The sequence below is a fragment of the Pedobacter sp. UBA5917 genome, assembly GCF_002432345.1.
Taxonomy (GTDB): domain Bacteria; phylum Bacteroidota; class Bacteroidia; order Sphingobacteriales; family Sphingobacteriaceae; genus Pedobacter.
Genome location: NZ_DJDT01000151.1, coordinates 40,741 through 57,170, shown reverse-complemented (window position 1 = coordinate 57,170; position 16,430 = coordinate 40,741). Strand labels below are relative to the sequence as shown.

Annotated in this window: 9 protein-coding genes; all 9 read left to right on the top strand. The window is 40.5% G+C overall.

Annotated features, from left to right (window positions below):
* The first annotated feature begins 4 nt into the window (after window positions 1-4).
* Window positions 5-1,678: a RagB/SusD family nutrient uptake outer membrane protein gene (locus B2V92_RS09465; RefSeq protein ID WP_293307221.1), complete on the top strand. Its 1,674-nt coding sequence runs from the start codon at window positions 5-7 to the stop codon at window positions 1,676-1,678.
* Window positions 1,679-1,875: 197 nt separating this feature from the next.
* The gene (locus B2V92_RS09460; RefSeq protein WP_293307220.1) at window positions 1,876-2,880 is read left to right on the top strand and encodes a LacI family DNA-binding transcriptional regulator; all 1,005 of its coding nucleotides are present in this window, start codon (window positions 1,876-1,878) and stop codon (window positions 2,878-2,880) included.
* Between the two features lie 218 nt (window positions 2,881-3,098).
* A complete protein-coding gene (locus B2V92_RS09455) occupies window positions 3,099-5,543 on the top strand; it encodes a glutaminase family protein (protein ID WP_293307219.1) in 2,445 nt (814 codons plus the stop codon).
* On the top strand, window positions 5,524-7,923 hold the full coding sequence (locus B2V92_RS09450) for a GH92 family glycosyl hydrolase (RefSeq protein WP_349681423.1): 2,400 nt from the start codon (window positions 5,524-5,526) through the stop codon (window positions 7,921-7,923). Before B2V92_RS09455 ends, B2V92_RS09450 begins: the two co-directional genes overlap by 20 nt.
* A 72-nt stretch (window positions 7,924-7,995) precedes the next feature.
* The gene (locus B2V92_RS09445; protein ID WP_293307218.1) at window positions 7,996-8,871 is read left to right on the top strand and encodes an ROK family protein; all 876 of its coding nucleotides are present in this window, start codon (window positions 7,996-7,998) and stop codon (window positions 8,869-8,871) included.
* Window positions 8,872-9,636: 765 nt separating this feature from the next.
* Window positions 9,637-10,197: a discoidin domain-containing protein gene (locus tag B2V92_RS09440; protein WP_293307217.1), complete on the top strand. Its 561-nt coding sequence runs from the start codon at window positions 9,637-9,639 to the stop codon at window positions 10,195-10,197.
* 125 nt (window positions 10,198-10,322) lie between these two features.
* Window positions 10,323-13,544, top strand: a complete 3,222-nt coding sequence (locus B2V92_RS09435; protein ID WP_293307216.1) for a SusC/RagA family TonB-linked outer membrane protein — start codon at window positions 10,323-10,325, stop codon at window positions 13,542-13,544.
* Between the two features lie 10 nt (window positions 13,545-13,554).
* A complete protein-coding gene (locus B2V92_RS09430) occupies window positions 13,555-15,381 on the top strand; it encodes a RagB/SusD family nutrient uptake outer membrane protein (protein WP_293307215.1) in 1,827 nt (608 codons plus the stop codon).
* Between the two features lie 57 nt (window positions 15,382-15,438).
* Window positions 15,439-16,410: a hypothetical protein gene (locus tag B2V92_RS09425; RefSeq protein ID WP_293307214.1), complete on the top strand. Its 972-nt coding sequence runs from the start codon at window positions 15,439-15,441 to the stop codon at window positions 16,408-16,410.
* The last annotated feature ends 20 nt before the right edge of the window (window positions 16,411-16,430 follow it).

Genomic DNA, 16,430 nt, shown 5'->3' with positions numbered 1-16,430 from the left:
AACAATGAAAAATAAATCAATATTACATACAGCATTAATTTTATTGGTTGGTATAGTAAGTGCCTGTACCAAGTTAGATGAGAATGCGTACGATCAGATTCCTTCTGATAAATTTTATACCAATAAAAACGAAGTATTATCAGCTGTTTTACGTCCGTACACACATGCCAATGCCTGGGTAACACCATCGGGGCAGGATGGATGGTGGAGACCGGCAGAGTTATCTGCTGATCAGCTCGCCTGGCCTACAAAAGGGCCGCATGGCGAAGATAGCGGAAAATGGAAAAGACTCCATTACCATAGCTGGACTGTTGATGAAGCAGGTTTAAACAATGCGTGGTCGTTAATTTATGGTGGTATCGGATATTGTAACGATCCGATTGCAAACATCGGTACACGCGACATTTCGTCAATGGGAATTACCCAGAAGGAGAAGGACGAGTTTATTTCTGAACTGAAATTGCTGCGTGCTTTTCACTACCTGAAACTGATGGATTTATTTGGTGGTGTACCTATTGTAACCGAACCGGCCGATCCTGCAAATCCGGTTTATCCAACTACTTCGAGCAGAAAGGAAGTATTCGATTTTGTTGAGAAAGAAATTAAAGACAATATCAATAATGTGCCGAAATTATCGAGGGCAATGCTGGGAAGGATGAGCCAGGCAAGCGGTTATGCCATGCTGGTAGAACTTTATTTAAATGCCGAAGTATGGTCGGGTACTCCCCGTTGGGATGATTGTATTGCTGCTGCCGATAAACTGATCAATAACGAAGCAGGCGGTCAAAATGGTACAATGCAATTGGATACTACAATAACCGACCAATTTAAAAATACAAACGACCTGTCTAAAGAAGTGATATTTTCTATCGCCTACGATTATACAAGGGCCAAATTTGAACCATCATGGACAGGCGAATTTTATCATTTTGCCCAAAAAGATATTTATGGTGGCGGTAGAAACGGTAATGATGGTATTGTGCTTATTCCAGGGGTTTACGATACTTACGAGACTGATGACCGACGTAAAAAGGAATGGCTGCTAATTGGGCCACAATACAAATTCGCCGATACCAACGTTAAAACCAGGGCCGTATTAGGTACAGTTGAATACCAGGGCCAGCCATTGGTTTTTGTAGATAACATCAGGAAAAACAAATCGGGTTCTACCGTTTCCAATATGAGCGAAGGCGAAGAGAACAGTGGTGTGCGTTTCAATAAATACAAATTGGGTAATTCGATCCCGGGTTTTGTAAGCAATGGCACTACTTATACAGCTGTTCAGCCCGATCCGAACTATAATAATACCGATTGGAATGTTTACCGCTTAACATGGATCTACTTTGCCAAGGCCGAAGCACTGATGCGCAAAAGCGGTGGTGCAAATGCAGAAGCCGTAGCACTTATAAATACCACTAAAAAACGGGCTTATGCACCTGCCATACGCGATGCTAAAGCCTATACAACTGCAACCCTCGATTTAAATGAACTTCTGGCCGAGCGTGGCAGGGAATTTATATTTGAAGGTTTCAGAAGAGACGACCTGATCCGTTTTGGTAAATTTGTTAGCGGAACCTGGTGGGACCACACAGCCTCATCAGCAACAAAGGCATTATACCCTATCCCGCAAAGGCAACGGGATCTTAATCCTAAACTCACCCAAAATCCCGGATATTAATTTTGATACAAAAGGCGCTTAAAAAGCGCCTTTTGTTGTTTAATGGGGCTATTTTTAGATCGTATTAACCTTTAGCAGCGGTTTCTAAAACGATTAACATAAAAAATGTTAAATTGCACTATTATAAAGGGCAAAAATTTAAAAACTGCAATTTTTATTTAGCTTTGAATCGATTAACTTAAAAGAATTCCAACCAGATGAAATCGCTTTCCATCAAAGATATTGCTGTTAAGGCAAATGTATCCATTACCACCGTTTCGTTTATTATTAACGGTAAAGCAAAAGAGAAATCGATAAGTGAGGCGGTAATAGAAAAGGTAGAAAAAATAATTGCCGAAAGCGGATACAAACCAAACCAGATAGCCCGCAGTTTGCGCACCGGTAATTCGAATATCATCGGGCTGATCATTGAGGATATTTCCAATTCCTTCTTTTCGCGGATAGCAAGATTAATCGAAGATAAAGCGTACAAAAGAGGTTATAAAATCATTTATTCGAGTACAGAAAACAGCATTGATAAAGCGAAAGAGCTGATCAACATGTTTAAATCGCGTAAGGTAGATGCTTATATCATTTCGCCCATTATGGGGATAGAAGAAGATATCCGGATGCTTTTGGATGATGGCAATCCTGTAATCTTTTTTGATAGGAAACTCCCTGACATAAACACCAGTTATGTGGGGGCCGATCATTTTAATGCTTCTTATCAGGCCATCCAGAATTTTATCGATCAGGGTAAAAGAAATATCGCACTTGTAACCACCGATATCAATGTTGAGCAGATTGTTGAACGCTACGATGGCTACAAAAAAGCATTAGAAGACAACGGGATCAAATACGATGAAAGCCTTGTGCTGAAAATCCATTTTAACCAGGAAGAAAGCGAAACAAGCGATCAGATGAAAAAACTTTTCGAACAGAAAAGCATTGATGCAGTATTGTTTGCAACCAATTACCTCGCAATTAGTGGATTGAAGGTATTGAAGCAGATTAAAAAGAAAATAGGAGACGACTTTGCGGTTATTGCTTACGATGATCACGAGGCTTTTGAGCTTCATACCCCTGGTATTTCAGCCCTGCAGCAACCTTTAGAGGAAATTGCAGAAAATGTGATCAAGCTGATCCTTAAACAGCTCTCGTCCAAAACCAAACTAGATAACCAGCAGGTTATTATTCCGGCCAAACTGATCATCAGGGATTAATGATTGTAACTTAAAAGTTACCTATCATGACTTTAAAATGATTTTTAAATTATCTATAATTGGATTAGTAAAACGTTTTACTTTATTGCGGCTTCAACGAGCGAAAATCCATCATCACTAGAATTATCATCCTCATCTTCATTCAATTTTAGAATAAATATTTGGCCGGTAAATCAAGTAAAACGATTTATCCATTGCAACGAACCAAATATTGAACTATGAGAAACTTTTCCCTACTGGCAATTTGCCTATTTTTTAATTTTATCGTCAGGGCACAGGATAAAGCTCCTGCTTATCCATTGATTACGCACGATGCCTATTTTAGCATCTGGTCTTTCGGCGATGGCTTAAACAAATCGGTAACCAAACATTGGACGGGTAAGGAACAATCTTTATTGGGCGTAATTAAAGTAGACGGCCAGTTTTACCGCTTTATGGGAGAAGAAAGCAAAACCTTTAAAACCATATTGCCAGCTGCCGACGAAATTAAATATCAGGCGGCCTATACTTTCGATCAACCGGAAAAAGATTGGGAAACGGCTGGCTTTAATGATGCTGCATGGAAAAAAGGCGACGCACCTTTTGGTGATGACCGTGCCGATAAAACCAAATGGAATACCGATAACCTTTATTTCAGAAGAACTTTCGAAGTTGCAGACCTTAACACTACAAAAAAATACCTGAAACTTAACCATGATGATAACATAATTGTTTATTTGAACGGTAAGGTGATTTATAAAAAAAATGGATGGGTTTCTGATTACATCTACCTGCCGATTGAAAACGGCATTTTGCAAAAAGGCAAAAATGTACTGGCCATCCATTGTAAAAATACCGCGGGTGGAAGGCACCTCGATGCCGGGATTGTAGAAGAAGATGCGCAAAATGTAAATATTACACCTGCAACCCAAACCAATGTTTCGATACAGGCTACCACAACAAAATATAGCTTTACCTGTGGTAAAGTAGAATTACAGGTAAGTTTTACTTCGCCATTGTTGCTTAACGACATTAAACTAACCGCCAGACCGATCAGTTATATCAATTACGCTGTAAAATCAACTGACGGAAAAGCGCACAATGTGGACGTTTTCTTCGGCGCATCATCAAATATTGCAGTAAATACGCCAATGCAGGCAGTTTCGGCATGGAAAAGTACTAAAAGCAACCTTTCGATCCTAAAAACGGGTACGGTTGAGCAACCTATATTAAAAAAACGTGGCGACGATGTGCGTATTGATTGGGGTTATTTATATGTGGCTGTTCCGGCAAAATTTAATGCAACACAATTTATTGCTTCGCAGAATGAGAGTTTAAAAAGTTTTATGGCTGGAAAATATCCTGGCCAAAATCAGGTTTTGAATGCTAAAAACTTAAACCTGAGCAGCGTGATTCCTTTTGGTTCGGTTTCTTCTACTCCTGTTGAGAAATATGTAATGCTCGGTTACGATGATTTAAAATCGGTTGAATATTTTGGCGAAAAACTTTCCCCGGTCTGGAAACAATCGGGTTCGCAGCAATTTGAAGATCAACTGGCAGAAGCAAATAACCAATACCCATCATTAAAAACGAAATGTGCCGAATTTGACGCAAAACTTTATGCCGATGCCGAAAAAGCAGGAGGCCGGGAATATGCAGAAATGTGTAAACTCGCCTACAGGCAGGCCATTGCCGCGCATAAAATTGTTTATGCACCCAATGGCGATATCCTTTTCCTATCTAAAGAAAACTTCAGTAACGGCTCCATCAATACCGTCGATGTAACCTATCCATCGGCACCGCAGTTTTTGGTGTACAATCCCGAACTGTTAAAAGGTATGCTGAACGGTATTTTCTACTACTCTGAAAGCGGGAAATGGAAAAAACCTTTTGCCGCACACGATTTAGGGACCTATCCTTTGGCAAACGGCCAAACTTATGGCGAAGATATGCCGGTAGAAGAAGCAGGTAACATGATTATTTTAACCGCTGCCATTACCAAAGCAGAGGGCAATGCAAAATATGCCGAAAAGCATTGGGAAGTACTTTCAACCTGGGCAAATTACCTCCTAAGGGAAGGTTTTGATCCCGCCAACCAATTGTGTACTGATGATTTTGCAGGTCACCTGGCCCGCAATTCAAACTTATCGGTAAAGGCCATTGTAGCCTTGGGCGGTTACGCCCAGATGGCGCAAGCATTAGGTAAAACCGACATAGCCACCAAATACCGCACGGCTGCTTTACAGATGGCCCAAAACTGGATGAAACTTGCCGATGCCGGCGACCATTATGCGCTAACTTTCAATGATAAAAATACATGGAGCCAGAAATATAACCTGGTTTGGGATAAACTTTTAAAACTGGATCTTTTTTCGAAGGAAGTGTATAAAAAGGAAATCGATTTCTATTTAACCAAACAGAAAGATTTTGGATTGCCTTTGGATAGCCGCAGAACCTATTCAAAATCCGACTGGATCATGTGGACCGCTACTTTGACCGACAATGGAGCCGATTTTCAGAAATTTATAAGTCCTGTTTACCGCTATGCCACCGAAACGGAAAGCAAGGTGCCATTGAGCGATTGGCATGAAACCACCAATGGAAAAATGACAGGTTTCCAGGCGAGGAGTGTAGTTGGTGGCTATTTTATAAAAGTACTGGCCGATAAATGGAATATTAAATAAAAGCATTAATCAGCTTTGTCTGCAATCACTTACCTATGCAGGCAAAAGCTGGTTTTTTAAATATACGGCTTGGCTGCACCGGCTGAAAAGAACAACACACAAACAAACACAAATGAAACTTAAATTAATCGCATCCATTTTATGCTGCTTAACTGCCAAAGGGTTATTGGCACAGCAGAAAGATTGGGTAAACTATGTAAACACGCTTCAGGGTACCAATTCCAAACACGAACTCACGAGGGGAAATACCTATCCTACAACAGCTTTACCATTCGGCATGCACACCTGGACGCCCCAAACCGGTAAAAATGGCGACGGCTGGAAATACCAGTATTTTAAAGATAAAATCAGGGGCTTTCAGCAGGCACACCAATGCAGCTCGTGGACGCGGGATTATGCTGTGTTCTCTTTAATGCCAATGGTTGATGATCTGGTTGTTGACGAAGATAAACGCGAAACCCGCTTTAGCCATAAAGATGAAATTGCCAAACCGAATTATTATAAAGTAAAGTTCGAAAATGATATTACCACGGAGATTTCACCTTCAGAACGTGGTGCGCACCTGCGTTTTAGTTATCCGAAAGGGAAAAGAAGTTTCCTGGTTCTCGATGGATACACACGTTTAAGTGGTATACAGATCTATCCGAAAGAAAATAAAATTACCGGGTGGGTAAACAATGGCGAAGGCTTTAAACGTGGCTGGAAAAGTTATTTTGTAATCCGCTTCGATCAGCCTGTCAAATCTTATGGAACCTGGGAAAACAAACGCAATACGGTTAACAAAGATTCGTTAACGGCTGAAGGATTGGGCAAAGGTGCTTTTATCCAGTTCGAAACGGGCGCAAAAGTACAGGTTAAAACAGCCTCTTCGTACATCAGCTTAAAACAGGCCGAACTTAATTTAAAAAGAGAGCTTGGTAATGATAAAACTTTGGAAGATACCAAAGCCAATGCCGCTGCGGTATGGAATAAATCGCTCGGTAAAATTGAAGTAGAAGGCGGTTCTAAAGCCGATATGGAAACTTTTTACTCCTGCTTTTTCAGGGCAAGTTTATTCTCCCGAAAGTTTTATGAGGTAAATGAAGCCGGAAAGCCATATTATTTTAGTCCTTACGATGGTAAAGTGCACGATGGTTATATGTTTACCGATACCGGTTTCTGGGATACCTTCCGTGCACAGTTTCCCTTAAACACATTGGTACAGCCCGAAATGCATGGAAGATACATGCAGGCCATGCTCGATGCTTACGAACAATGTGGTTGGCTGCCTTCGTGGTCGTTCCCTAGCGAAGCCGGAAGTATGATCGGCAACCATGCCATTTCTTTACTGACCGATGCATGGGCAAAGGGAATCAGGACATTCGATCCCAAAAAAGCATTAGATGCCTATTACCATGAGGCGATGAATAAAGGCCCCTGGGGGGCCGCAAACGGGAGGGATGGCGTAACCGAATATAACCAGTTGGGTTACGTGCCTTACCCAAAATATAGGGAGGCTACCGCTAAAACCTTAGAGTATGCCTACGATGATTATTGTGCCTATCAATTGGCTAAAATGACAGGCGATAAACATTATATGGAGGTTTTCGAAAAGCCGATGTACAATTACAAAAATGTTTACGATCCTTCAACCCGTTTTATGAGAGGGAAAAACGCAGAAGGAAAATGGTCGCCAAATTTCGATCCAACAGAGTGGGGTGGACCTTTTACTGAAGGCAATGCATGGCACTGGCAATGGTCGGTTTTCCAGGATACCAAAGGGCTCATTAACCTGATGGGAGGGAATGGCAATTTTACCGCCAAACTCGATTCTGTTTTTACTGAACCCAATAAAGTAAATGTGGGCTCTTATGGTGGCATGATACACGAAATGACCGAAATGGTAATGGCAAACATGGGGCAATATGCGCATGGGAACCAACCTATACAGCACATGGTATACTTGTATAATTATGCCAGTCAGCCCTGGAAATCTCAATTCCACGCCCGGGAGGTAATGCACAAACTGTACGATGCTACCGAAAACGGATATCCGGGTGATGAAGATCAGGGACAAACCTCATCGTGGTATGTATTAAGTGCATTGGGCTTTTACAGCGTAACACCGGGTACCGGAGAGTATGTTTTGGGCAGTCCGGTGTTTAAAAAAACAACCATTAATTTAGAAAACGGCAAAAAATTCGTGATCGAAGCAAACGGAAATGATGCGGAGCACGTATACATCAAGTCTGCTACCTTAAACGGTAAAAATTTTACCAAAAACTTTATTAACCATAGCGATTTGTTAAAAGGCGGGGTATTAAAATTAGAGATGAATGTTAAACCTTCGTTAAATAGGGGGATTTTAGAAGATGATAAGCCGTTTTCGCTCAGTAAATAGATATTGAATCGCTATTTTTGGCGCACTATCTCAATAAATAAGAAAAATAGATAACAGAAATATAAGAATAGAATGGAAAAGCCTGTTGCATTAGGTGTAGATATTGGCGGCTCGCACATTACGGCCGCATTGGTGGATTTGGAAACGAGAACTTTGGTCGAAAATTCCATTAAACGTAGCCCTGTAAATTCACAGGAGAATAAAGAAGTGATCTTATCGGCATGGTGCGATATTATCAGCAAAGCTTTTCAGAACATTAAGAACGGTACAAGGAATGTAGGAATTGCCATGCCCGGTCCGTTTGATTACGACCAGGGGATTTCATTGATCAAAGATCAGGATAAGTTTAAGTCACTTTACCAGGTTAATGTTAAAGAAGAGCTGGCCAAACGTTTGGATATTCCTACAGAAAATATCCATTTTATAAACGATGCTGCCGGCTTTCTACAGGGTGAGGTTTTTGCAGGTGCCGCAAAAGGAAATACAAGTGTATTGGGTTTAACCCTGGGTACAGGGCTTGGCTCATCGCTTTGTTTAAACTATAAGGCTTTTGATGCGGATTTATGGAACTCCGAATTTTTGGACGGAATTGCAGAGGATTACTTATCTACGCGCTGGTTCGTAAAACGATTTAACCAGCTTAGCGGCGAGTTTGTAGATGGTGTAAAAGAGCTGGTGGAGATTGTACAGACCAATCATTTTGCCACCAGGGTGTTTATGGAATTTGGTTATAACCTGGCCCAGTTTTTAATCCCGATCATAAAAAAACATAAAATAGATACCGTAATTGTTGGGGGGAATATTGCACAATCATTTAGTGCGTTTGCTCCCGAGCTAATTGCCACATTAAAGGGCAATGGTATCGAAACAGAGATCAAAATCTCTGAACTTAAAGAGCATGCCGCCCTAATCGGTGCTGCAAGCTGCTGTGATTTAAGCCTTACTTAGGATATTGTGGCTAAAAAGCTTTCGATTATATCCTAAATAACTGCAGAGTAGGTATTTTACCCATATTTACTCTGCAGTTATCCCTTTTTCTTTCTCTCTTGATCTATATGTGCAGTTATTGCAGGAAATTTTTATGCTATTTTTCTGCAGGTTCGCTTTATTGGCCAAAAATTTTTTATATTTCTTCCCGAAAAAAATCAAATAATTCTTGATTTATTAATAATATGCTTATTATTGTTTAATAAAACGTTTTAGTCTCCAGTTATTTAGACTTTATTGGTTATAGTATAAAACAAAGTGTTGGTTTAATAAAACTGGGGCTTTTTTTTATAGACTGATACTAAAACGTTTTAGTGATATTAAAAAATAACTAACCATTCGTAAAAATAAAAGGAGACCTTAAATGAAGTAAATTCTACATTCTTATACACCTCATTCTACCTTCCGGCATAACAACAAACCAACCAAACCAACTAATCATGACCAAAAAAATGACCAAACCAGCTCAGCTGTGCGCACCATAGTGTTTTTATCGTAAACCGAAGAGGCTAATACTTAAAGCAACCAAAAGTTACATTGTACCAATTACCATTAAACGGTTAACATCGGGTTAATCTGTATATGGTTTGTTGTGCCACAATTAAAAGCATTTCAATACCCTTTAATCATTTCCTTTTTTTTAACCGGTTGAATTACAGATCTGTAATCGGTTTAACGGCTAAATAATGAATATTTTATAACCAACAAATATCAAATCAATCAATTATGAATCTTTTAAAAATGACCAAGAAAGCTGCCGGGCTCTGCTGTGCTTTAGCTTTACTTCTCGGATGTGGTAAAGAAGAATACCCCGCAGTGGATCTTTTTACCTGGAAAGCCAAGGTAGACGTTACAACAAAAGCAACACTTTCAGTTAACATTGAGAATTCGGGAGGTGCCTCTGCAGGCGAAGGATCTTTAAAACTGGTGGATAACGACATCAATTCAAAGTTCCTGATCAATCCTTATCAATCGGGCCTTTATATGCAGTTAACCTTTACTGCACCGCAACAAGTGGCATCTTATACTTTAACATCCGGTGGCGATGCGCCCGACAGGGATCCTAAAAACTGGAAATTGAGCGGCTCAACAGATGGCAACAACTGGGTAGATCTGGATACCAGGACGGGTGAAACATTTTCGGGCCGTAACTTAACCAAAACCTACAACTTTAAAAACAAGGTGCTGTATAAATATTACAGGCTTAGTATTACATCGAATAATGGTGGTTCTTTATTCCAGTTATCTGAGTGGAGGGTAATTGAGGTGCCAGAAGAGCAACAGTAATATGTTCCTGTTTCTGTAAAGAGAACATTTTAAGATTTATTCTGCCAGCAATTGGCAGGCAATAGAATTTATTTCAACTGATCAATAGACCAAATAACAGTAACGCTGTTAACAACAAAAATTTTATGATGAAAAAAAATACAAATTTAACCGGGGGCAGGCTCAGGCTTAAAGATTGTGCTTTTAAGGCTATCGCTTTTACGCTGGCCCTAAGCAGCGGTTTTTATGCAACGGCTCAGGCATCAGCCATTAATGTAAGCAGTTCGGTTAAGGTTAATCAGGCCAAGGCAGATATTGTAATCCGTGGTATAATTAAAGATGAAACAGGAGCACCTTTGCCGGGTGCAGGTGTAAAGGTAAAAGGAAGTTCTACCAGTGCAGCGGCTGATGTAAATGGTGCCTTTACCATTACAGTGCCAGATCAGAATACGGTACTGATCATTACCTATGTAGGTTATGATACAAAAGAAATCCCGGTGGGTACACAAACGGTGCTTGATATCCGTTTAAAAGAAACGGTTGGTGCCAATTTACAAGAGGTTGCCATTGTAGGTTTTGGTACACAGAAAAAAGAAAGTCTGGTAGGTGCACAATCGTCTGTTAATGTTGCCGATTTAAAACAACCGGTTTCGAGCATGAGCCAGTTATTGGCCGGTCGTATACCTGGTGTGGTAAACGTTAGCAGAAATGGTGAACCGGGTGCAACCGGATCAGATATCTTTATCCGTGGTATATCATCGTTAACCGGTACAGATCGGGGCCCTTTGGTGATTATTGATGGGGTACCTAACCGTAACTTAAACGATATCAGCGTGTACGATGTAGAAAACTTCACCGTACTTAAAGATGCAGCTGCTACAGCGGTATATGGTATCCGTGGTGCAAACGGTGTAATTTTGATCAATACCAAACAAGGTAAAATCGGTACGCCGAAAATCAATGTCGAATATTATGAAGGAGTGAGCAGGTTTACCAAAAGACCGCAATTGATTGATGGTGTTGATTATATGAACCTGGCCAACGAAGCCAAATATTCTGATTATTTAAGAGCTGGAGCTGCAGGCGCATTTTCGCCAGCATATTCTATAGATGCCATCCAGAAAACAGCTGCGGGTACCGATCCTGTACTTTATCCAAACGTAAACTGGTTTGATGCCATTTACAACGATTTTGGAAGAAACAGATCTGCAACTGCTAATTTAACCGGTGGTGTAAGTAATGCTAAATATTATGTCTCGTTAGGATATTACGGTGAAGATGGTTTATTTAAAACCGATGATGCCGTAAACTCCGCGGTTAAACAGAACTTCGGTCGCTACAATGTAAGTGCAAACTTAAACTGGGACATTACAGGTACCACTAAATTAGACCTGGGCATCAAGGGAATATTATCTCAAAATAACTACCCAAGTAACTTCACTGCACAGGATATTTTTAGCCAGGCTTTCCAGATCAATCCAACCTCATTCCCCATTCTTTATCCAAATGGAAGTTTGCCGGGTATCAGTCCGCAGGCCGATCAGCGTAATCCTTATGGCGATGTAACCCGGAATGGCTATCGGGTAGGATATACCAATCAGGTAAATTCCAACCTTCGTTTAACACAGGATTTAAAAGAATTAACCCCTGGTTTATCTGTTACCTCAATGTATTCTTTTGATGCCAGTAATACCAATTTTATCAATAGGATTAAAAGGGAAACGATATATAGGATTGACCAGAATAATCCATATAATACCCCTGGAAATCCAAATTCGGGTTATAAATATAATTTGGTATTGCAGGGACAGGATTTCTTAAATTATGGCCGAACCAACAGGGGCGATAAGAAACTATATTTTGAGCTTGGCTTTAACTATAACCGTACATTCGGAAAGCATGCAGTAACCGGTTTATTATTGTACAACCAGAATGATAATACCAATCCATTTGTTGATAATTTAACACTTTCTCTGCCATACAGGCTACAGGGAATTGCAACCCGTGCTACTTATGCTTATGATAATAAGTATTTCTTCGAATTTAACATGGGTTATAATGGTTCCGAAAACTTTGCTCCTAATAAACGATATGGTTATTTCCCGGCGATAGGTTTAGGTTGGTTGCTTTCGAACGAGAAATTTTTCGAACCGCTTAAAAATGCTATTCAGATGGTTAAATTCCGTTATTCTGATGGTATTGCAGGTAGCGGGGGAAGTGGCAACAGTTATGCTGATAACGAAGGCCAGCGCTTTTACTATTTAACTAAAGTAGGCGAGTCGCCAAGTTATTCTTTTGGTCAGAACGGAAATATTGTACCCGGAAATGATACAGGAAAAGGTGGTTTGGGTGTAACGGCTTATGGTGTTGATGTAACCTGGGCCGAAACGCGTAAGCAGGATTTAGGTTTTGAGATAAAAACATTAAATAATAACCTTTCGTTAATTGTCGATTTCTTTAAAGAAAGAAGGAAAGATCAGTTTATTACCAGGGGTACCGTACCAAATTATATCGGTTTGGCCAATACTCCTATTGGTAACCTGGGCATTGTAGAAAATAAAGGTATTGATGGTACCATACAGTACGATGCAAGATTCGGTGAAAACTGGTCGCTTAATTTAAGGGCTAATTTTACCTACAATAAGGATAAGGTAATTGAGAACGATCAGGCACCACAAGCTTATCCATGGATGGAACAACGTGGTCTTAATATTTTAGCTGCCACACGTGTAGGTTACATTGCCGAAAAATTATTTGATAGTCAGGCAGAGATCAATGCCAGCGCAACCCAGTTCGGAACCTTAATGCCGGGCGATATCAAATATAAAGATTTAAACGGTGATGGTAAAATCGATTCGTTCGACAAAACTGTAATTGGCAGGGGAGATATTCCAAGCACCACTTATGGTTTTGGTTTCTCATTAACTTACAAAAACTTCGATTTTGGTTTATTCTTCCAGGGGCAGGATAATGCTGATGTTTTATTAAATATCCCTTCGTTTGCCAATTCGGGTGGTTTAGGTAATATGTTAGCCGTAGCCGCTGATCGCTGGACACCTACAAATCCGCGCCAGGATGCCGTTTATCCACGTTTATCTTACGGTGGTACCAATAACAACAACTATCAGCCAAGTACCTGGTGGAAACGCGATATCAGTTTCTTAAGGTTAAAAAATGCAGATTTTGGTTACACCCTTAAAAATGGAATCAAATCACTTGGTGTTAAACGTTTAAGGATTTATGCAATGGGTTATAACGTATTTACCATTAGCAAATTCAAACTTTGGGATCCCGAATTAGGTACAGATAATGGTACCAGGTACCCGTTAACCTCTAATTATTCTTTAGGTTTAACCGCTAATTTTTAAAATAATAAGGATGAAAAAAATATTAATATATACAGTTGGTGCATTGCTACTCGTTGGTAATTATGGCTGTAAGAAATTTTTAAACCAGGTACCTGATGATAGGTTAACCTTCGATCAGATGTACGAGAAAAAGGCTACTGTTGAGCGCGCACTGGCAAATGTTTATTCAACACTCCCTGATCAGGATCAGGACCGTTCGCCATCGGCGCTTGGTAATATTGGTCCATGGACAGCCGCTTCTGATGAAGCAGACTATACTTTACCAAACTTTAGCGAAAATGTAAACACAGGTGCATGGGATGCAACAAGCAGTCAGGTAAATTACCACTGGCAAAATTATTACAAGGGTATACAGGCAGCCAGTTCTTTTATGGCAAACGTAAGCAAATGTACCGATTGTAATCTGGGCGGCATCGATATCGTTAAACGTTATTATAACGAAGCCAAGGCTTTAAGGGCAATTTATTACTATTATTTGGTTAGGCAATATGGTCCGGTTATTTTATTGGGAAATGATCCTATCGCATCTGATGCACCGCTGGCAGCAATAAGTAAACCACGTAACTCGATGGACGAATGTGTTGATTACATTGTAAGTGAATTAGACGCAGCAAGCGCTAATCTGCCCGCTACCCCACAAGCTGCGGAAGATTATGGGCATGTTACAGCTTCAGTTAGCGATGCCTATAAAATTAAAGCATTGTTAACCGCTGCACGTCCGTTATTTAACGGAAATACAGATTATGCAGGTCTTAAAAATCAGGACGGTAAGCAGTTGATCAACCAAACCTACAGTGTTGCAAAATGGACAAGATTGGCTAATGCTGCAAAAGCATTTTTAAATAATGCCAATTATGCCAGTTATGCACTTTACAATGTTAGCGCAACACCTACAGGTTTGCAAAATAATGCTTTTAACAGAGCCTTTATAGCTACGAGAGATGTTTTTTTAAACGGTTGGAACTCAGAGATTATTTTCGGTAGGGGAGGTGATGTAACACTTTATCAATACTCTTTGGCACCCAATCATCAAGGAGCATCCGGTGGAGATAAAGGAGGTTCATTCCTATCTCCATCACAACAGTTGGTTGATGCCTATTTCACCGCTAATGGTTTGCCAATCGAAAACGATCCATCTTACACCGCAAATGGTACTTCGGCCTATCAGGCACCAGATCCGAATGATCAGGGCGTAGCAAGGGTAATCAGCAATATGTTTGTGAACCGCGAACCCCGTTTTTATGCCAATATTACTTATTCAGGCCGTAAGTGGATCAACACTTCATCAAACATCGTTACCAGTTTTGAATTTAATGGTAATGCAGGTAAAGCGGCTATTGCAAACACCGATTATACCAAAACCGGTTATACTTCCCGAAAACATTTAACGGTAGCAGGCTGGACAAGTGGCAGAACTATTTTTACAATGATCAGGTTGGCAGAGATTTATTTAGATTATATAGAAGCATTACAGGAGTCGAATCCTTCTGATCCGGATATTCTGATTTACCTAAACAGAATCCGTAGCAGGGCTGGTATTCCGGCTTACGGAAGCGGTACACTGCCGGTACCAACCGATATGAAAGATGCTATCCGTAGAGAAAGGCGTGTAGAACTGGCTTTCGAATTAGACCGTTATTTCTACACCAGGGAATGGAAAATTGCCGAAACTACCGATACGCAGATAAAAGGTTTAAATATTACGCAAAATGCTCCGGGATTTTTTACGCCTGTGGTTACCGAAAACAGGGTTTTCCAAAAGAAACACTATTTATGGCCAATACCTAGTGGCGAAATTCAAAAAGTACCTGTAATTGTACAAAATACAGGCTGGTAATATAATGGCACCGGGAGGAACTCCCGGTGCTTTTTTTAACCCATTAAACTTGATCCTATGAAAAACATTTTTCCATTATCTGTTATTGCAGTTTGTTTATTGCTGGCCTGTAATACGAAAAAAGCTGCAGTAGAAACAGCAAAACCAGCGCCTCTATTGGTAGAAACCGTAGATCCTGCAGATGCACCGCCCAAAACCTGGAAAGAGCATTGGTTTGAGCACATTCAGCTATTAAACCGTGTTTATTACGATACCAGTGTGGTGGTTTATTATGATGGCGACGTTAAACCAACTGTTACCTGGCCAAAAACTTATATGGCCGAAGCCTGGAATTACACTAAAAAAGCCTATGGTAAATTTGGCGACGATAGCCGCCTCTTTGTCATTTATCACGCAGGTAAATATGGTGGCGGCCACCCTGGTACATACCTCGATGCCGGCCACGACTATCGCAATGTAACCGATTGCGGATCTAACGATTTAAACGCATGGACAACGGGGGTAGATAACGATATCGATTTATCCACACACGAAATCGGCCATATTGTAGAAGGTGCATCAAAAGGTGTAAAAGAATCGCCAGCCTTCGATATCTGGCATGATAGTAAATGGATGGAGATTTATCAATATGATGTGTATTTGGGTTTAAACAGACCTGCAGATGCACAGCGCTGGTCGAACAAAATGATGAACACAACCGACAGTTATCCAAGGGCAGGTACTCAATGGTTTAAAAACTGGTTTTTACCGATTTACGAAAACTATGGAAAAACGAAGGTGCTAAATGGTTTCTTTACCCTGTTATCGCAACAATTTCCTAAGCAGGCCATTACCGTGCAGGGCAAAAGCTATCAGCAATACACCCGGAAAATGAATTTTGGTGAGTTTATCCACTTTTGGAGCGGCGCAGCCAAAGCAGATCTGGCAGCGCTTGCATTAAGCGCTTTCGGACCAAAGGACGAAAAAGGGGTCGATTGGGCACCAATGCTTGCAAAAGCTAAAACCGATTTCCCCGGCATTACCTATTAAATTTATTACAACGGAAGATT